This is a genomic window from Leisingera aquaemixtae, assembly GCF_019801145.1.
GTDB classification, from domain to species: domain Bacteria; phylum Pseudomonadota; class Alphaproteobacteria; order Rhodobacterales; family Rhodobacteraceae; genus Leisingera; species Leisingera aquaemixtae_A.
Map to the genome: position 1 here is coordinate 373179 of NZ_JAHVJQ010000001.1, position 18095 is coordinate 391273.

Consider the following 18095-nt stretch of genomic DNA (forward strand, 5'->3'; position numbering starts at 1 on the left):
GGCAATATGCCGGGTGATTCAAATCCGCAAATCAGGGCCGCCGGAGATGCTCCGGCGGCCCGTTCCGGTCCGCGCCATGTCGCCATTATCATGGACGGCAACGGCCGCTGGGCCCAGGCCCGCGGCCGGCCGCGGCTGTTCGGCCACCATGCCGGCGCCCGCCGGGTGCGGGAAGTTGTCGAGTGCTGCCCGGAACTGGGCGTGAAATACCTTACCATCTTTGCCTTCTCGACCGAGAACTGGAAGCGCACGCAGACCGAAGTTGCCGGTTTGATGAGCCTTTTCCGCCGCTACATTTCCAAGGAAATGAACGCCTTGGCGGAAAAGAACGTCCGGGTGCGCTTTATCGGCGACCGGGTACGTCTGGATGCCAAGCTGATAGAGCTGATGGACAAGCTGGAGCAGAAGACCGAAGGCAACGACGGCACCCAGCTGACCATCGCGCTGAACTATGGCGGCCGCGACGAGGTGGCGCGCGCCACCAAGCGGCTGGCGCGGGATGTGGCCGCAGGACGGCTGGACCCCGAGGACGTCGACCAGGAAACCCTGCCGCGCTACCTCGACACCCATGTGCTGCCGGACCCGGATCTGGTGATCCGCACCAGCGGCGAGGCGCGGATCTCGAATTTCCTGCTGTGGCAGTCGGCCTATGCCGAGTACGAGTTCATCGACACCCTGTGGCCGGATTTCACGGCTGAGGAACTGGCGCGCCTGTGCAGCAGCTACAGCCGCCGCGACCGCCGGTTCGGGGCCGTAAAGACATGAGCGCCGCCAAGGGCCGCTGGGCAGACCTGCTGCCGCGCGCTTTGTCCGCCGTGGTGATGGTGGCGGCGGGCGGCTATGCCACTTGGGCTGGCGGGCTGGTATTCAATGCGATGATCGCCTTGTGCTGCGGCGGCATGATCTGGGAACTGGTGCGGATGCTGGCGCCTGAGCGGGGCAGTGCAGCGCTGCAGCTCGGCGCGGTTTCCGCCATTGCGGTGCTGCTGGCGTCGCTGCTGCCGCCGCTCTGGGTTCTGTCGGTTCTGGCGGCCCCGGTGGCGGCCGGCATCAGCCAGGTCACTGTCCGGCGGCAGTATTTTGCAGGCTTTGCCCTGTGGGTGCTGCTGGCGGGCTTCGGCTTTATCTGGCTGCGCGGCCAGATGGGCGTGGCCTGGATGCTGTGGCTGATCGGGATCGTCGTGGCAACCGATGTCACCGGCTATTTCGCGGGCAAGGCCATTGGCGGACCCAAGTTCTGGCCTCGCGTCAGCCCCAAGAAAACCTGGAGCGGCACCGCCTCGGGCTGGCTTGCGGCCGCCATTGTGGGGGCCGTCTTTGCCAATCAGATGGGACTGGGCTATGGCATTGCCGTGCTGTCGGTGCTGCTGTCGATGGCCAGCCAGGCCGGCGATGTGGCGGAAAGCGCGCTGAAGCGCATGACCGGGGTCAAGGATTCCAGTGCGCTGATCCCCGGCCACGGCGGGCTGTTTGACCGCTTCGACGGGATGCTGGGCGCCGCGGCCATGTTCCTGGCCGTGACCGCCATCTGGGGATAACCAGACAGGAAGAGACATGCGGAAAGTTTCGATCTTCGGCGCTACCGGGTCGATTGGCCAGAACACCATCGACCTGATCCGCCGCGCGCCCGAAGCCTATGACGTGGTGGTGCTGACCGGCGGCGCCAATATCGCGCGGCTGGCTGAGGATGCCATTGCGCTGCGGGCCGAGGTGGCGGTAACCGCCTTTGAGGAACGTTTGCCGGATCTGCGGGCGGCGCTGGACGGCTCCGGCGTGGAGGCGGCAGCGGGGCAGGCGGCGCTGGTTGAGGCGGCTGCGCGCCCGGCTGACTGGATCATGTCAGCGATTGTCGGCGCTGCCGGGCTGGCCCCGGGACTGGAGGCGCTGAAACACGGCACCACGCTGGCCTTGGCCAACAAGGAATCGCTGGTCTGCGCGGGAAAGCTGCTGCTGGAAACCGCAGAAAAACACGGCGCCCGGCTGCTGCCGGTCGACAGCGAGCACTCAGCGGTATTTCAGGGGCTTGTCGGGGAAGATATCGAGGCCGTCGAACGGATTGTCATCACCGCGTCGGGCGGTGCGTTCCGCGACTGGCCGCTGGAAGACCTGCCCAGGGCAACTCTTGCGCAGGCCTCCTCACACCCCAACTGGGACATGGGGCAGCGGATCACCATTGACAGCGCGTCCATGTTCAACAAGGCGCTGGAAGTTATAGAAACCCGGGAATACTTTGGCGTCCGGCCGGATCAGATCGAGGTGCTGGTACACCCGGAATCGCTGGTTCACGCGCTGGTCGGGTTCAATGACGGCGCGCTGATGGCGCATCTCGGCGCGGCCGACATGCGCCACGCCATCGGCTATGCGCTGCACTGGCCGGCCCGCCAGAACCTGCCGGTGGAGCGCCTGGATCTGGCCCGCATCGGCCAGCTGAACTTCCGTGCCCCGGAGCCAGCCCGCTACCCGGCGCTGCGCCAGGCTTATGAGGTGATGGAACGGGGCGGCCTGATGGGAGCGGCGTTCAACGCTGCCAAGGAACAGGCGCTGGATGAGTTCATTGCCGGCCGTATCCGCTTTACCGATATGGCAGCGGTGACGGCAGCGGTGCTGGAGCGCCTTGAGGCCAAGGCCGACCTCATTGATGCCGCAATCACACTTGATAACGTGACCCGGGTTGACCATCTCGCAAGGCAAGAGGCCGCCAGGGCCGCAGAAGAACACATAGGATAGATTTTTGGACTTGCTCGCTTTTGTCCCGCAGTTCGGCGGTTTTCTTTACACAGTCGCCAGCTTCGTCGTTGCCTTGTCGGTGATCGTGGCGGTGCACGAATACGGCCACTACATTGTCGGCCGCTGGTCGGGGATTCATGCGGAGGTTTTTTCGCTGGGCTTCGGGCCTGTTCTGTGGAGCCGGATGGACAAGCGCGGCACCCGCTGGCAGGTCGCCGCGCTGCCGTTTGGCGGCTACGTGAAGTTCCTTGGCGACGTGGACGCGGCGTCTGGAAAGGATGCTGCGGCGATGGAGGCCGCAGCCGCTGATCCGGAAGCCTTGCGCCGGACCATGCATGGCGCGCCCTTGTGGGCGCGGGCGGCGACTGTTGCTGCGGGCCCTGTGTTCAATTTCGCGATGTCTGCGATCATCTTCACCGCGGTGGCACTGTCACAGGGCACCATGCGGGAGCCTCTGACCATCGGCGAGCTGGCGCCGCTGCCTGCGATCGAGAATGGCTTGCAGCAGGGCGATGAACTGGTCTCTGCCGGCGGCGTGGCGGTTCCCAACTACCTGGACAGCGCAGCATGGGAGGCCTTCCGGGATGCCATTCCGCAGGAGCAGCCGCTGGAGTATGTGGTGCGCCGCGACGGTGCCGAAACCACCGTCAGCGGTCCGTATTTATATCCGCCTTACGTGCGCGGGGTGGTGCCGCGCAGCGCAGCCTCTGACGCAGGGCTGCAGCAGGAGGACGTGATTGTCGCAGTGGACGGCGCCCCGCTGGTGTCATTTGACCAGCTGAAGCAACTGGTCGAGGCTGCAGACGGCAAAGTTCTGGTCCTGGATGTCTGGCGCGGCGGCGAAACTGTCGAAATGGCGCTGGCGCCGCGGCGCACCGATGAAGCGCAGCCGGACGGCAGTTTTGCCACCCGCTGGCGGATCGGCATCGTCGGCGGTCTGGCCTTTACCCCGGCAACCGAGCCCGCGGGCTTTGGCGAGTCGCTGGCGGCGGGCTCCTATCAGGTCTGGGCGGTGATCGAGACGTCGCTGTCGGGGTTGAAGCACATGATCTCCGGGGCGATCAGCACCTGCAACCTGTCCGGGCCGATCGGCATTGCCGAAACGTCGGGCGCAATGGCCAGCCAGGGTGCCGAAAGCTTCATCCGCTTCATCGCGGTCCTGTCGACCGCAGTGGGCCTGCTGAACCTGTTCCCGGTGCCGGCGCTGGATGGCGGCCATCTGATGTTTTACGCCTATGAGGCGGTGGCGGGGCGCCCGCCGAGCGACCGGGCGGTGCGGGTGCTGATGTCGCTCGGTATCGCCATCGTGCTGTCGCTGATGGTGTTTGCGCTCGGCAATGACCTGTTCTGCTGAGCCGACGGCGCCGGGCTTTGACTAAGGGCGGCCATGGTGCCGCCCAAGTGCTGCCACATTCCTCCGTTAACTTTTTCTCAATCCGCCGGCAGCGCGATGCTGCGCCCCGGCCGGCGGACGGATGAAAAAAACCGGGGGAAGACCGATGCAAACACTCACCCAATCCTACCGTGGCCTTGGCCTCCTTGTGCGTTTGAACTGGGACCGGGCGCTGACCGGTTTTGTCATTTTGGGCGCGTTGGCCGCAGGCACCTGGCTCGCCACTCTGTGATTCCCGCAACCGGCGTGTAAACCCGCCGCGCCGGTTGCCTCCAAAATGCGCTTTAGTTGGTTTTGACAAGCGCCTTTAAACCCGGTACGCACGTCGCAAAGCTGCTATAATAATCGGGTTCTAAAAAATGGTTTGGGGGAATTTCGCAGGCAAGTCCTGTGGTGAGCGTAAGTCGGGCATCAACATCTTGTACCGGAAAGTTTCTGCTATTTCTCTGGCAGTTGCGTTGGGCTACGCTCTGGCGCCGCTTCCGGCAGAGGCGCAAAGCTACCGCTTCAATTCGGTTCAGGTTGAGGGCAACCAGCGAATTCAGACATCCACCGTTGTGGCCTATACGGGCATCGAGCGCGGCCAGACTGTCAGCGCGGGCGAGCTGAACGATGCCTACCAGCGCATTCTTGACAGTGGCGTATTTGAAACAGTGGAAATCGTGCCGCGCGGCAGCACGCTGGTGATCAAGGTCACCGAATTCCCGACAATCAATCAGATCAGCTTTGAGGGCAACCGGCGGCTCAAGGACGATGCGCTGGAACAGATCATCGAATCCGCGCCGCGCCGGGTGTTCAATCCTTCTCAGGCTGAGCGCGACGCTGCCTCCATCGCTGAAGCCTACAGCGTGCAGGGCCGCCTGGCGTCCCGCGTGACCCCGCGTATCATCCGCCGCGACAACAACCGCGTCGATCTGGTTTTCGAGATTTCCGAAGGCGACACCATCGAGGTGGAACGCGTGTCCTTCACCGGCAACCGGGTCTATTCCGACCGCCGCCTGCGCCGCGTGCTGGAGACCAAGCAGGCAGGCCTGCTGCGCGGCTTCATCCGCTCCGACACCCTGATCGAAGACCGGCTGGAGTTCGACAAGCAGGTTCTGCGGGACTTCTACCTGTCGCGCGGCTATGTCGATTTCCGTGTGAACAGCACCAATGCCGAAGTCACCGAGGAGCGGGATGCCGTGTTCCTGGTGGTCGATGTGACCGAGGGCCAGCAGTTCAAGTTCGGCAATATCACTGTCACCAGCGAGATGCCGGAGGCGGATGCCGACCTTTTTGCGACCACGCTGAAGATCAAGCCGGGCGTCACCTATTCGCCGACCCTGGTGGAAAATGCCATCGACCGGATGGAAGGACTGGCAGTCCGCAACGAGATCGACTTCCTGCGGGTGGAGCCGCGTGTCACCCGCAACGACCGCGATCTGACCCTGGACATCGAATTTGTGCTGCGCCGCGGCCCGCGTGTCTTTGTCGAGCGGATCGACATCGAAGGCAACACCACGACGCTTGACCGGGTGGTCCGTCAGCAGTTCACCTCTGTGGAGGGCGATCCGTTCAACCCGCGTTCGATCCGCAACAGCGCCGAACGCATCCGCGCACTGGGATTCTTTGCCAATGCCGACGTGGAAACCCGCGAAGGCAGCTCCGCGGATCAGGTGATCGTTGATGTAGACGTCGAAGAACAGCCGACCGGCTCTCTGAACCTGGGCGGCGCCTACTCGGTCACCGATGGTTTCGGGATCAGTGTGGGCCTGACCGAGAACAATTTCCTGGGCCGCGGCCAGCGGCTGTCGTTCAACATCGCGACTGCGACGGAATCCGACTCTTATGTGCTGGGGTTCACCGAACCCTACCTGCTGGGCCGGAAATTGCGCTTCGATCTGGATCTGGGCTTGAACGAGACGGACTCCAGCTTCTCGGAGTACCGCACCAAGCGTGTCTTCTTCCGTCCCGCCCTGACCTTCAATACCGGCGAGGATACGTCGCTGCAGGTCCGCTACACCTGGGACGCGGACGAAATGCTGTTCGACGACGACGATGACGACATGGATCTGGCAGGCCCGGTGGTGCAAAGCGAAATCCGTCAGGGTGAGCGCACCGCCAGTGCAATCGGCTTCACCTACCGTTACGACAGCCGCCTGACCGGCCTGGATCCGACTGCTGGCTTCCTGGTGGAAATCGGCGCCGACTACGCCGGCCTTGGCGGTGATTCCGAATACATCAAGACCACCACGAAACTTGTCGCCCAAAAGCAGATCTGGAACGAGGAAGTGACAATCCGCGCAACCCTGGAAGCGGGGGCCTTCCAGTGGGAGGGCAGCGGCAGCAGCCGGTCGATTGATCGCTTCGTCCTGACCCCCTCGGTCATGCGCGGCTTCGAGCCGGGCGGCATCGGCCCCCGCGACCGGAGCCCCGGCGACCCGGACGGCGGCAACTACAACGACTTCCTGGGTGGCAACTACTATGCCGTTGCGCGCTTCGATGCTGAGTTCCCGCTTGGCCTGCCCGAGGAACTGGGCATGCGCGGCGGCCTGTTCTACGATGTGGGCGGCCTTTGGGGGTTGCAGGACGTGAATACGTCGGGTGCAACCGTGGTCGGCCGCGACAGGTCGTTCCGCCACGTGGTCGGTCTCTCCCTGCTGTGGACAACTGGGTTCGGTCCGCTGCGGTTCAACTTCTCCAAGGCCCTCCAGAAAGAGGACTTTGACGAGGAGCAGAGCTTCGACCTGACTCTGCAGGCGAGGTTCTGATCTGGTGCGGCAGCCGGCGCCCGGTATCTGGGCCGCATGCGGCCTTGCTCTGGCACTGTCCTTCTCCGGGGCAGTGCCTGCCCGCGCGCAGGAGACCGCCGCAAACGGCGGGGCTGATTACCAGCTGGGGCTGCCGCAAAGCGGCATCCTGACCATTCAGCCCGACCGGCTGTTCTCCGAAAGCGCCTTTGGCAAGCGGGCCGAACGCGAAATCGAAGCTGAAGGCGCGGTGCTGACCGCGGAAAACAGGCGGATCGAGGCGCAATTGCGCACCGAGGAACTGGAGCTGACCGAGCGGCGCAGCGAAATGGAGCCGGAAGCATTCCGGGCTCTGGCGGATGCCTTCGATCAGAAAGTGCAGGAAACCCGCCGCCGCCAGGACCAGAAACTGCGTGAAATTACCCAGATGGGAGAAGAGGCCCGGCGCGAGTTTATCGCCGCCTCGCTGCCGGTTCTGCAGCAGATCCTGCGGGAAACCGGGGCTGGTGCAATTCTTGACCACTCGTCAGTCTTTCTGAGCGCGGATTCCGCCGATATCACGGCCTTGGCGATTGCCCGCATCGATGCGGTCCTGGGGGACGGCGCAGAGGATGACGACGGCGAGCGCTGATCGCGCGAACTTGCCCAATGCCCGTCCGCTTGCTAGGGACGGGCCAGTATCATTGATGTAAATGGGAAACCAAGCATGACCACCGAGCTGCAAAGCGCTGACATTCAACTGATCCAGCGGATCCTGCCGCACCGCTACCCGTTCCTGCTGGTCGACAAGGTGGTCGATATCGACAGCTATAAATCGGCGCGCGGCATCAAGAATGTCACCATGAACGAGCCGCACTTCCAAGGCCATTTCCCGGGCACTCCGATCATGCCGGGCGTCACCATTGTCGAGGCGATGGCGCAGACTGCAGGCGTGATGCTGGGTGTGGGCATGGACATGGTCGATACCAACCTGCTGATCTATTTCATGAACATCGACAAGTGCAAGTTCCGCCGCAAGGTGGTGCCGGGCGATGTGCTGGAAATGCATGTGGAGACCCTGCGCGGCAAACCCGGCGGCAAGATCTTCAAATTCTCCGGCCGCGCAACTGTCGACGGCGAAGTGGCGGCTGAAGCCGAGTTTTCGGCCATGGTCGACGTGCAGAAGGACGATTGAGAATGAGCCGGATTCACCCCAGTGCTGTGATTGAAGAGGGCGCCAAGCTTGGAAAGGACTGCGAAATCGGCCCGTTCTGCGTGGTTGGCCCTGAGGCGGTTCTGGGGGACCGGGTTGTTCTGAAGTCCCATGTTGTTGTCACCGGCGACACCGAAATCGGCGATGAAACCGTAGTCTTCCCCTTTGCCGTGCTGGGCGAGATCCCGCAGGATCTGAAGTTCAAGGGCGAGAAGTGCAAGACCGTCATCGGCAAGCGCAACCGCATCCGCGAGCATGTGACGGTGAATGCCGGCACCGAGGGCGGCGGCGGCGTGACCCGCATCGGCGACGACGGGCTGTTCATGGCCGGCTGCCACATCGCTCATGACGCCCAGGTCGGCGACCGGGTGATCGTGGTGAACTCTGCCGCGGTGGCGGGCCACTGCGTGCTGGAGGATGATGTGATCATCGGCGGCCTGTCGGGCATCCACCAGTGGGTGCGGATCGGCAGGGGCGCGATTATCGGAGCGGTCACCATGGTGACCAATGATGTGATCCCCTATGGCCTGGTGCAGGCGCAGCGCGGCGAGCTGGACGGCTTGAACCTGGTCGGGCTCAAGCGCCGCGGCGTCGCCCGCAGCGATATCACCGCCTTGCGCGCGGCCTTTCAGATGCTGGCACAGGGCGAAGGCACTTTCCAGGAGCGTGCCAAGCGGCTGGGTGACGAGACCGAGAGCCAGTATGTGCAGGAAATCGTCGCCTTCATCACCGGTGAGAGCGACCGTTCCTTCCTGACGCCGGGAGGCTGAACAGATGCTGGCAGTGATTGCAGGCACCGGCATGCTGCCGGCTGAAGTGGTGTCCCGTGCTGCGGGGCGCCCTCTGGTCTGCGCGATGGCAGGCTCTGAGCCTGATGCGGTGGATCCGGAGATCACCTTCCGCTTTGAGCAGCTGGGAAGCTTTCTAGAGCGGCTGAAGGCGGCGGAAGTGACCGAAATCTGCATGGCAGGTGCGGTGCGCCGCCCGCATATTGCCCCCTCTGCCATTGATGCGGCCACCATGCCGCTGGTGCCGGTGCTGCAAAGCGCGTTGGCCGCAGGCGACGACGGGGCATTGCGGGCGATTATCGGAATTTTTGAACAGGCGGGTTTTGCTGTCCGCGCCGCCCATGAGGTGGCGCCCGATCTGCTGATGGCCGCGGGTGTGCCGACCAAGGTGCAGCCGGGTGAGTTGGACAAGGCTGACGCGGAACGCGGCGCGGAAATCGTCGCGGCCATGTCGGCTGCCGACATCGGCCAGTCCTGCGCCGTGCGCAAGCGGCAGGCGATAGCGGTGGAAAACCTGTTTGGCACAGATTGGATGCTGGCTTCGCTGCTGCAGCGCCCGGACGGGCAGGGCGGCCTGTTGTTCAAGGCGCCGAAACCGGCGCAGGACCGCCGCGCCGATCTTCCCGCCATCGGGGTGGAAACGGTTGAAGCCGCCGCCAAGGCCGGCCTTTCCGGCATCGTGCTGGAGGCGGGCGGCGTCATCGTTCTGGATCAGGACGCGGTAATTGCGGCCTGTGACCGGCTGGGCCTGTTCCTCTGGCTGCGCGAGGCATGAGCCTGCGGGTCTTCATCCTGGCGGGGGAGCCTTCGGGCGACCGGCTGGGCGGGGCGCTGATGGCAGGGCTGAAACAGCTGGAACCCGGCGTCAGCTTTGACGGCATCGGCGGCGCGCTGATGGCCGAGCAGGGGCTGGTGTCCCGCTTTCCGATGGATGAGCTGTCGGTGATGGGGCTGGCAGAAGTGCTGCCCAAGTACCGCCACCTGAAGCGCCGGATCCGGGAAACGGCGGACGCGGTGCTGGAAACCAGGCCGGACGTGCTGATCACCATCGACAGCCCTGACTTCTCCCTGCGCGTGGCGCGGCTGGTCAAGGCGCAAAGCAATATCCGCACCGTGCATTACGTGGCGCCTTCGGTCTGGGCATGGCGGCCCAAGCGGGCCGGGAAAATGGCGGAAGTCATCGATCACGTGCTGGCGCTCTTGCCGTTTGAGCCGCCCTATATGGAAGCCGCAGGTATGGACTGCGATTTCGTCGGCCACCCGGTGGTGGCGGAACCGCAGGCCACGGAACCGGAGATCGCCGCTTTTCGCAGTGAATTCGGCTTGGGTGATGCGCCATTTGTTCTGGCGCTGCCGGGATCGCGCCGCTCTGAGGTGTCGCGGCTGGCCCCGGATTTCGGCGGCGCGCTGCACCGCTTCACTGCCAGACACCCGGAATACCGGATCGTCGTGCCAGCCGCCGCCCCGGTGGCCGGCCTGGTGCGCGATGCCGTGCAGAACTGGCCTGAGGGGGCAGTGCTGGTTAATCCGAACGAATTTGACGCCGCCACGGCCAAGGCGCACAAGCGCGCTGCCTTTGGGGCAGCGGATCTGGCGCTTGCGGCTTCGGGCACGGTCTCGCTGGAGCTGGCCGCGGCAGCCACCCCGATGGTGATCGCCTACAAGTTTCAATGGCTGACCTGGCAGATCATGAAGCGCATGGCGCTGATCGACACCGTGACACTGGTCAACCTGGTCAGCGACACCCGCGTGGTGCCGGAATGCCTGGGGCCGGACTGCACGCCCGAAAAGATTGCTGCAAGCCTTGAGGCGCTGGCAGCCGGCCCGGGGGCTCAGCTGGAGGCAATGAAGCTGACCATGCAGCGTCTGGGGGAGGGCGGAGAGGCCCCGGGGCTGCGGGCCGCGCGGGCTGTTCTCGAGCGGCTGCCCGTGACTTAGGGGCAGGAGCGCGCCGGATGCAAAGCCTCCGCCGCGCGGCTTCTGGTGGCGCGGGCGCTGCGCACCCGCGCGGCGCTTGCCGCAAGGCTGCCGCAGAACGCCGGCCGGTGATAGTAGTGAAAACGCTGGAGTTCTTTTGCTGAGAAGCGCCTAAGGGCAGGTCTGCCCTTAGGCGCTCTTCCGATTTTGGTTTGAAGATGCCGCGTCAAGGGCAAGCCGCGCGTGCCGCGCGGAGGTTGTGCCTTCCTTGACCCGGCGGGCAGGGGATCAGTAGCCGCGCCAGATCCAGCCGCCGCCGAAGATGCGGCTGCCTTCGTTGGCGTAGAACACGCAGGCCTGGCCGGGGGAGACGCCTTCCTCGGGTGTCAGCAGTTCCACCTCGGCGGTTGTTTCCGTCAGCGGCCGGATGATCGCTTCCCGCGGCGGGCGGGTAGAGCGGACCTTGACCTTCAGGTGCCATTCCTTGCGCGAGGTGAAGGGTTCGTCGCCCAGCCAGTTGATCTCACGCACTGGAATGGTGCGTGTCGCCAAGAGCTCCTTGGGGCCGACGACCACCTGTTTCTTGTCGACGTCCAGTTTCACCACGTAAAGCGGCTCTGACAGCCCGCCGATGCCAAGGCCGCGGCGCTGGCCGATGGTGTAATGGATGACGCCCTCGTGGCTGCCCAGCACCCTTCCGTCGGCATGCACGATCTCACCCGGCTCGGCGGCGCCGGGGCGCAGTTTCTCGATCACGCTGGCGTAGTTGCCGTCCGGCACAAAGCAGATGTCCTGGCTGTCGGGCTTGTCCGCCACTGCCAGGCCGTACTGGGCCGCCATCTCGCGCGTGGCGTCCTTGGAGGGCAGGTGCCCCAGCGGGAAACGCAGGTAGTCGAGCTGCTCCGGCGTGGTGGAGAACAGGAAGTAGCTCTGGTCGCGGTTCGCGTCCTCGGCAGAGTGCAGTTCCGGCCCGTTCGGCCCCATCTTGCGCTGGATGTAATGGCCGGTTGCCATGCAGTCGGCTTCCAGGTCCTTGGCGGTCTCCAGGAGGTCCTTGAACTTCACCCGCTCATTGCAGCGGATGCAGGGCACCGGAGTTGCGCCCGCCAGATAGCTGTCGGCGAACTCGTCAATCACCGCATCCTTAAAAATGTTCTCATAATCCAGGACGTAATGCGGGAAGCCGCGCTCCTCCGCCACACGGCGCGCATCGTGGATATCGATGCCCGCGCAGCAGGCGCCTTTTTTCGCCAGCGCTGCGCCGTGATCGTATAGCTGCAGCGTCACACCCACCACGTCATAGCCTTGATCGGCCAAATATGCAGCAACTACAGAGCTGTCGACGCCGCCGGACATGGCCACCACCACCCGGGTCTCCGAGGGCGGTTTGGCAAAGCCGAGCGAGTTCAATTCCAGGTCTTGGTCCAGCGCCATGGGGCAGCTCCTAAAGGCAAGGGGGCAGGCGCCGCAGAATATATGAAAATCCTAAGGACTCTCAAGGGGCGTGGTTCATGCGGCGTTAAGCCTGTTCGTAAATCCTGTTGCCAGACCCAACGAACAAGATCTTCAGAGGGAAGAAGAATGTTTTTGAAGAAAGTCGACGGGCCGCGGGCAGTCACCCTGCCGGACGGCACCATCATGACCCGGGCGGACCTGCCGCCGGAAACCACCAAGCGCTGGGTTGCCTCGCGCAAGGCTGCGGTTGTGCGCGGAGTGCTGTACGGGCTGCTGCCGCAAAAGGAGGCGATGCGCCGCTATGGCCTGAGCGAGGAAGAGTTCCGCAGCTGGGTTGCGGCGGTGGCCGACCACGGTGAAGAGGCCCTGAAAACCACACGTCTCAAGAAATTCAGGGATCATGACTCCAAATAGACTGCGCCGCCCTTGAGTTGCATTTGTAAATTAACCATCATGGTAACGAGGCATTAACTTTTTTCCACCAAGGTTAACGCGACCTGAGGGAAACAGTGTACAGGCGGAGAAAATAATATGCGCATTCTGCTGGTTGAGGATGATCCCACCACGGCAAAAAGCATCGAGCTGATGCTGACCCATGCCAACCTGAACGTTTACACGACGGATCTGGGCGAAGAGGGGATCGATCTGGCCAAACTTTACGACTATGACCTGATCCTCTTGGATCTGGGGCTGCCGGATATGAACGGCCATGAGGTGCTGCGCCAGCTGCGCATGTCCCGCATCGAAACCCCCATTCTGATTCTGTCCGGTGCCGATGATACCGACAATAAGATCAAGGGCTTCGGCTTTGGCGCGGATGACTATCTGACCAAACCCTTCCACCGCGAAGAGCTGGTGGCGCGGATCCATGCCATCATCCGCCGCTCCAAGGGCCATTCGCAGTCGATCATCCGGACCGGCAAGATCGCGGTCAACCTGGACGCCAAGACGGTGGAAGCCGGCGGCAAGGCGGTGCATCTGACCGGCAAGGAATACCAGATGCTGGAGCTTTTGTCGCTGCGCAAGGGCACCACTCTGACCAAGGAGATGTTCCTGAACCATCTCTATGGCGGCATGGATGAGCCGGAACTGAAGATCATCGACGTTTTCATCTGCAAGTTGCGTAAGAAACTCAGCACAGCGACGGGCGGCGAGAACTACATCGAAACCGTCTGGGGCCGCGGTTACGTGCTGCGCGATCCGCAGGAGGATCATATGTCCGGCGGCCAGCGGATGGCTGTCGGCGCCTGAAAGGATGAACACCCGGGCGGCGCGTGAATATGTGCCGCCGGTTGCAAAGACCTGCCAATAGGCGGGTCTTTTTGTTTTTGGCGCCTGCGGCACGCAGGCCGGCAGATGCGCTGGACGCGGCGCTTGCGGCACCTTATCACCAGAGGTGAGAACGAAGAGGGACCGCGCGTGGCAGGAATGACAGAAAAAGACGTGGCCAGCCTGACGGCAGAAGATGCCAAGGCCGAGTTTGCGGCGCTGGAAGAGAGGCTGCGGGCGGCGGATCTGGCGTATCACCAGGAGGATGCCCCGGAGATCAGCGACGCCGAATATGATTCGCTGAAGCGCCGCTACCGGGCACTGGCAGACGCGTTTCCGGGTCTGGCGGAGGCGGCCACCCAGCTGGACGCGGTCGGCGCGCCTGCGGCCACCGGTTTTGGCAAAGTTGCCCATGCGGTGCGGATGCTGTCGCTGGGCAACGCGTTTGAGGATGAAGACGTTGCCGATTTCGACCGCAGCATCCGTAAATACCTGGGCCTTAGCCCGGCGGATGCACTGTCCTTCACGGCGGAGCCCAAGATCGACGGGCTGTCGCTTTCCCTGCGCTACGAAAATGGAGCCTTGATCCAGGCGGCCACCCGCGGCGATGGCAGCGTCGGGGAAAATGTGACCGCAAATGCGCGCACCATCACCGACATTCCGCAGCAGCTGGAAGGGGCGCCGGAAGTGCTGGAGGTGCGTGGCGAAGTCTACATGAGCCATGCGGATTTCGAGGCGTTGAATGCCCGGCACGAAGAACGCGGCGGCAAAACCTTTGCCAACCCGCGCAATGCGGCGGCGGGATCGCTTCGGCAGCTCGATGCGGAAATCACCCGCGCGCGCCCCTTGCGTTTCTTCGCCTACAGCTGGGGGGAGTTGAGCGAGCCGCTGGCGGCAACGCAGATGGAGGCAATTGCGCGGCTGAACGCTCTGGGTTTTCAGACCAACCCGCTGACCCGGCTGTGTGCGACGACAGAGGACATGATCACGCATTACCGCAGTATCGAGGAACAGCGCGCCACGCTCGGCTATGACATCGACGGCGTGGTCTACAAGGTCAACGATCTGGCGCTGCAGGCGCGGCTGGGATTCCGCTCCACCACGCCCCGCTGGGCGATTGCCCATAAATTCCCGGCCGAGCTTGCCTGGACCCGGTTGGAAGCCATCGACATTCAGGTCGGGCGCACCGGCGCGCTCAGCCCGGTGGCGCGTCTTACCCCGGTCACCGTTGGCGGGGTGGTGGTGTCCAATGCCACGCTGCACAATGAGGACTACATCCAGGGCCGCGACTCCAAAGGCGAGGAAATCCGCGGCGGCAAGGACATCCGCATCGGTGATTGGGTGCAAATCTACCGTGCGGGCGACGTGATCCCCAAGGTGGCTGATGTGGACCTGTCCAAGCGCCCGGATGGGGCCGAGCCGTATCAGTTCCCGCACATCTGCCCGGAATGCGGCAGCCCGGCGGAGCGGGAGGAAGGCGATGCCGTGCGCCGCTGCTCCGGTGGCATGATCTGCCCGGCACAGGCGGTGGAGAAGCTGAAGCATTTCGTGTCCCGCGCGGCCTTCGATATCGAAGGTCTGGGGGCCAAGCAGGTGGAGCAGTTCCACAGCGATGGATGGATCAAGGAGCCTGCGGATATCTTTGATCTGCAAGCGAATTACGGCTCCGGCCTTCAGCAGCTGAAGAACCGCGAGGGCTGGGGCGAAAAGTCTGCGGAGAACCTGTTTGCAGCGATCGAGGAAAAGCGCACAATCCCTCTGGCCAAGCTGATCTTTGCCCTGGGTATCCGCCACGCGGGCGAGGTTGCAGGCCGCGATCTGGCGCTGCACTACCGGGACTGGCAGGCAATGGCGGATGCGATCGACGCCGCCCGCCCGGCGGCCTTGGCGCACCGGGCTGCGGATGAATCCGAGGAGGCGGAGCGCCAAGCGGCAGCTGACGAGGGCCGGCGCGCGAAGATTTCCGAAACCCGAGCGGCAGCCGTGGCGGCTTGCGATGTCCCGGTGGAAGCTTCTGCCGCTTGGGCGGACCTCATCGGTGTGGATGGCATCGGTGCGGTCCTGGGTCTTTCATTGTCCGATGCCTTTGCCAACCCGGAGGAGCGCGCGGCCTTTGACCGGCTTGTGTCCAAGCTGACCATCGTGCCGCCGGATGCCCCCGCTGCTGACAGCCCTGTGGCGGGCAAAACCGTGGTCTTCACCGGCACGCTGGAGAAGATGACCCGCGCCGAGGCCAAGGCACGGGCAGAGGCGCTGGGGGCCAAGGTCTCCGGTTCCGTCTCCAAGAAGACCGACATTCTGGTGGCTGGTCCCGGGGCCGGCTCCAAGGCCAAGAAGGCGGCGGAGCTTGGCATCCGGACTATGGACGAAGACGGCTGGCTGGAGCTGATCGCAGGAGCATGAGCGGGCGTCCCGAGATCCTGTTTCCGTTGTTTGCCGGCGCCGAGACCCTGCAGGGTGTCGGCCCGAAAACCGCGCAGAATCTCAGTCAGATCGGCATAGAAACGCCGCGCGACTTGCTGTTTTCGCTGCCTTATTCGGTGGTCGACCGGCGCCGCCGTGATACCATCCGCGGGGTGGAGCTGCCCGCCACTGTGACGGTGGAGGTGACCATTGGCCGCCACCGCCCGGCGCGCAACCGCGGCGGCGCCTACCGCATTCATGTGGAGGATGCGGAGACCGAGTTTCAGCTGGTCTTCTTCCACGGCCGCAGCCGCTATCTGGAGGCGCAGCTGCCCGAAGGCGCCCGGCGGGTGGTCTCTGGCAAGCTGGAACTGTTTGATGGCCTGGCGCAGATGGTGCACCCGGATCACATGCTGCCGGTGGAAGAGGCGCACGGGATCCCTGAGTACGAACCGGTCTACAGCCTGACCCACGGGGTCACGCAAAAGACCATGTACAAGGCAGCACAAAGCGCGCTGTCGCGGATGCCGGAACTGGCAGAGTGGATCGACCCGGCGCAGATGCTGCAGGAAAACTGGCCTGCCTGGCATGAGGCCTTGCAGTCTGCCCACGCGCCGCAGGGGCCCGATGACCTCAGCCCGCAGGCGCCGGCACGGGCACGTCTGGCCTATGATGAGCTGTTTGCCCACCAGCTGACCCTGGCGCTGGCCCGCCAGAAGGAGCGCAAGGCCCGCGGCATCCAAAGCGCCGCCACCGGCCGGTTGCAGTCCAAAGTGCTGAAGGCGCTGCCGTACCGCCCGACCAACGCGCAGGCCCGCGCGATCGAGGAAATCTCTGCCGATATGGCGGCGGACAAGCGCATGAACCGCCTGCTGCAAGGGGATGTCGGGGCCGGGAAAACATTGGTTGCCTTCATGGCCTTGCTGGTTGCTGTTGAAGCGGGCGGGCAGGGGGTGATGATGGCCCCGACCGGCATCCTGGCGCAGCAGCATATGGAAGGCCTTGCACCGCTGGCCGAAGACGCTGGCGTGGTGATCGAAATCCTCACAGGCCGTGACAAGGGTTCTGAGCGCAAGGCCAAGCTGGCGGCGCTGAAGCGCGGCGATATCCAAATCCTGGTCGGCACCCACGCGGTGTTCCAGCAGGATGTGGAATTCCGCGACCTGCGCCTGGCCATCGTCGATGAACAGCACCGGTTCGGCGTGCGCCAGCGGATGGAACTGGCGGAAAAGGGCAAGGGCGCCGACGTTCTGGTGATGACCGCGACACCGATCCCGCGCTCCCTGGCGCTGGCGCAATACGGCGACATGGATGTCTCGGTTCTGGATGAAAAGCCGCCGGGAAGGAAGCCGGTCAAGACCGCCGTTGTCAGCACCGAGAGGATGCAGGAGGTGGTCGGCCACCTGCGCAAGGCGATTGCCGAGGGGCGGCAGTGCTACTGGGTCTGCCCGCTGGTGGACGAGTCCGAGCTAAGCGACCTGACCGCGGCTGAGGAACGATTCAAGCACCTGCGCGCGGTGCTGGGCGAAGGCACGGTGGGACTGGTGCACGGCCAGATGCCGCCCGCCGAAAAGGATGCGGCGATGGCTGCCTTTGTCGCAGGCCATACCAAGGTTCTGGTCGCCACCACGGTGATCGAGGTCGGGGTGAATGTGCCCAATGCCTCGATCATGGTGATCGAGCGGGCCGAGATCTTCGGCCTCGCCCAGCTGCACCAGCTGCGCGGCCGGGTCGGGCGGGGCAGCGCCGATTCGACCTGCCTCTTGATGTACCAGCCGCCGCTGACCGAAGGCGGCCGCAAAAGGCTGGAGGTGCTGCGGGAGACAGAGGACGGGTTCCGGATCTCGGAGACCGACCTGCAGATGCGCGGGGCGGGCGATATGATCGGCACCGCGCAATCCGGCCTGCCGCGATTTCAGATTGCCGACCTGGAGCGACAGGCCGGGCTGATGGCGGTGGCGCAAAGCGATGCGCGGGCGCTGCTGGCCGCTGATCCGAAGCTGGAGGGCGAGCGCGGCAAGGCGGCGCGCGTTCTCCTGTGGCTGATGAAACAGGATCAGGCGATCCGTTTGATTTCAGTGGGTTAGGCTGCATCCCCACCACTGTTCTACTGCGGTGTTCTCCTGTGTTCGCAAATGTTCTCAAAAAGTTCTTTACAGGCGTTCCTAAAAATGAGAACAAAGAGGCAACAAGTTTGCCAGAGAGCAGCATCACAGACTGGA

The 18095-nt window shown here is 64.0% G+C and carries 16 protein-coding genes; 15 read left to right on the top strand and 1 reads right to left on the bottom strand.

Features of this window, described 5'->3' with window-relative positions; genetic code table 11:
- The first annotated feature begins 6 nt into the window (after positions 1-6).
- The 11 genes from KUW17_RS01845 to lpxB all read left to right on the top strand — a co-directional run bounded on the left by KUW17_RS01845 (position 7) and on the right by lpxB (position 10767).
- The gene (locus KUW17_RS01845; protein WP_222475488.1) at positions 7-765 is read left to right on the top strand and encodes an isoprenyl transferase; all 759 of its coding nucleotides are present in this window, start codon (positions 7-9) and stop codon (positions 763-765) included.
- Positions 762-1538 carry a phosphatidate cytidylyltransferase gene (locus KUW17_RS01850; protein WP_222475490.1) on the top strand — a complete coding sequence of 259 codons (777 nt, stop codon included), beginning with the start codon at positions 762-764 and terminating at the stop codon, positions 1536-1538. Before KUW17_RS01845 ends, KUW17_RS01850 begins: the two co-directional genes overlap by 4 nt.
- Before the next feature lie 16 nt (positions 1539-1554).
- Positions 1555-2727 carry a 1-deoxy-D-xylulose-5-phosphate reductoisomerase gene (dxr, locus tag KUW17_RS01855; RefSeq protein WP_222475492.1) on the top strand — a complete coding sequence of 391 codons (1173 nt, stop codon included), beginning with the start codon at positions 1555-1557 and terminating at the stop codon, positions 2725-2727.
- Between the two features lie 4 nt (positions 2728-2731).
- On the top strand, positions 2732-4081 hold the full coding sequence (rseP, locus tag KUW17_RS01860) for an RIP metalloprotease RseP (protein ID WP_222475494.1): 1350 nt from the start codon (positions 2732-2734) through the stop codon (positions 4079-4081).
- A 145-nt stretch (positions 4082-4226) separates the two neighbouring features.
- The gene (locus KUW17_RS23265) at positions 4227-4352 is read left to right on the top strand and encodes a nucleolar protein 16 (RefSeq protein WP_261396924.1); all 126 of its coding nucleotides are present in this window, start codon (positions 4227-4229) and stop codon (positions 4350-4352) included.
- 127 nt (positions 4353-4479) lie between these two features.
- On the top strand, positions 4480-6870 hold the full coding sequence (gene bamA, locus KUW17_RS01865; protein WP_222475497.1) for an outer membrane protein assembly factor BamA: 2391 nt from the start codon (positions 4480-4482) through the stop codon (positions 6868-6870).
- 73 nt (positions 6871-6943) lie between these two features.
- Positions 6944-7480 (top strand): OmpH family outer membrane protein, encoded by a 537-nt coding sequence (locus KUW17_RS01870; RefSeq protein WP_226428539.1) that lies wholly within the window; start codon positions 6944-6946, stop codon positions 7478-7480.
- 75 nt (positions 7481-7555) lie between these two features.
- Positions 7556-8023, top strand: a complete 468-nt coding sequence (gene fabZ / locus KUW17_RS01875) for a 3-hydroxyacyl-ACP dehydratase FabZ (protein ID WP_222475501.1) — start codon at positions 7556-7558, stop codon at positions 8021-8023.
- Between the two features lie 2 nt (positions 8024-8025).
- Positions 8026-8811 (top strand): acyl-ACP--UDP-N-acetylglucosamine O-acyltransferase, encoded by a 786-nt coding sequence (gene lpxA / locus KUW17_RS01880; RefSeq protein ID WP_222475503.1) that lies wholly within the window; start codon positions 8026-8028, stop codon positions 8809-8811.
- A 4-nt stretch (positions 8812-8815) separates the two neighbouring features.
- Positions 8816-9604, top strand: a complete 789-nt coding sequence (locus KUW17_RS01885; RefSeq protein ID WP_222475506.1) for an LpxI family protein — start codon at positions 8816-8818, stop codon at positions 9602-9604.
- Entirely contained in the window at positions 9601-10767 is a 1167-nt protein-coding gene (gene lpxB, locus KUW17_RS01890; protein ID WP_222475507.1) for a lipid-A-disaccharide synthase, read from the top strand. Before KUW17_RS01885 ends, lpxB begins: the two co-directional genes overlap by 4 nt.
- A 267-nt stretch (positions 10768-11034) precedes the next feature.
- On the opposite strand, the gene mnmA is transcribed toward lpxB, so the two are convergent.
- Positions 11035-12180, bottom strand: a complete 1146-nt coding sequence (gene mnmA, locus KUW17_RS01895; protein WP_222475508.1) for a tRNA 2-thiouridine(34) synthase MnmA — start codon at positions 12178-12180, stop codon at positions 11035-11037.
- Positions 12181-12327: 147 nt separating this feature from the next.
- On the opposite strand from mnmA, the gene KUW17_RS01900 reads away from it, so the two are divergent.
- The 4 genes from KUW17_RS01900 (at position 12328) to recG (ending at position 17960) form a co-directional block, all read left to right on the top strand.
- The gene (locus KUW17_RS01900) at positions 12328-12615 is read left to right on the top strand and encodes a DUF1153 domain-containing protein (RefSeq protein ID WP_222475509.1); all 288 of its coding nucleotides are present in this window, start codon (positions 12328-12330) and stop codon (positions 12613-12615) included.
- Positions 12616-12732: 117 nt separating this feature from the next.
- Positions 12733-13452, top strand: a complete 720-nt coding sequence (gene ctrA / locus KUW17_RS01905) for a response regulator transcription factor CtrA (protein WP_222475510.1) — start codon at positions 12733-12735, stop codon at positions 13450-13452.
- Positions 13453-13629: 177 nt separating this feature from the next.
- Positions 13630-15873, top strand: coding sequence for an NAD-dependent DNA ligase LigA (ligA, locus tag KUW17_RS01910; RefSeq protein WP_222475511.1), 2244 nt, complete (start codon positions 13630-13632; stop codon positions 15871-15873).
- The gene (gene recG / locus KUW17_RS01915) at positions 15870-17960 is read left to right on the top strand and encodes an ATP-dependent DNA helicase RecG (protein WP_222475512.1); all 2091 of its coding nucleotides are present in this window, start codon (positions 15870-15872) and stop codon (positions 17958-17960) included. Before ligA ends, recG begins: the two co-directional genes overlap by 4 nt.
- Positions 17961-18095: the final 135 nt, after the last annotated feature.

Coding starts and splice junctions, on each gene's coding strand:
- KUW17_RS01845 (WP_222475488.1), top strand. CDS start 7: ATGCCGGGTGATTCAAATCCGCAAATCAGGGCCGCCGGAGATGCTCCG.
- KUW17_RS01850 (WP_222475490.1), top strand. CDS start 762: ATGAGCGCCGCCAAGGGCCGCTGGGCAGACCTGCTGCCGCGCGCTTTG.
- dxr (WP_222475492.1), top strand. CDS start 1,555: ATGCGGAAAGTTTCGATCTTCGGCGCTACCGGGTCGATTGGCCAGAAC.
- KUW17_RS23265 (WP_261396924.1), top strand. CDS start 4,227: ATGCAAACACTCACCCAATCCTACCGTGGCCTTGGCCTCCTTGTGCGT.
- bamA (WP_222475497.1), top strand. CDS start 4,480: ATGGTTTGGGGGAATTTCGCAGGCAAGTCCTGTGGTGAGCGTAAGTCG.
- fabZ (WP_222475501.1), top strand. CDS start 7,556: ATGACCACCGAGCTGCAAAGCGCTGACATTCAACTGATCCAGCGGATC.
- lpxA (WP_222475503.1), top strand. CDS start 8,026: ATGAGCCGGATTCACCCCAGTGCTGTGATTGAAGAGGGCGCCAAGCTT.
- KUW17_RS01885 (WP_222475506.1), top strand. CDS start 8,816: ATGCTGGCAGTGATTGCAGGCACCGGCATGCTGCCGGCTGAAGTGGTG.
- lpxB (WP_222475507.1), top strand. CDS start 9,601: ATGAGCCTGCGGGTCTTCATCCTGGCGGGGGAGCCTTCGGGCGACCGG.
- mnmA (WP_222475508.1), bottom strand. CDS start 12,180: ATGGCGCTGGACCAAGACCTGGAATTGAACTCGCTCGGCTTTGCCAAA.
- KUW17_RS01900 (WP_222475509.1), top strand. CDS start 12,328: ATGTTTTTGAAGAAAGTCGACGGGCCGCGGGCAGTCACCCTGCCGGAC.
- ctrA (WP_222475510.1), top strand. CDS start 12,733: ATGCGCATTCTGCTGGTTGAGGATGATCCCACCACGGCAAAAAGCATC.
- ligA (WP_222475511.1), top strand. CDS start 13,630: ATGACAGAAAAAGACGTGGCCAGCCTGACGGCAGAAGATGCCAAGGCC.
- recG (WP_222475512.1), top strand. CDS start 15,870: ATGAGCGGGCGTCCCGAGATCCTGTTTCCGTTGTTTGCCGGCGCCGAG.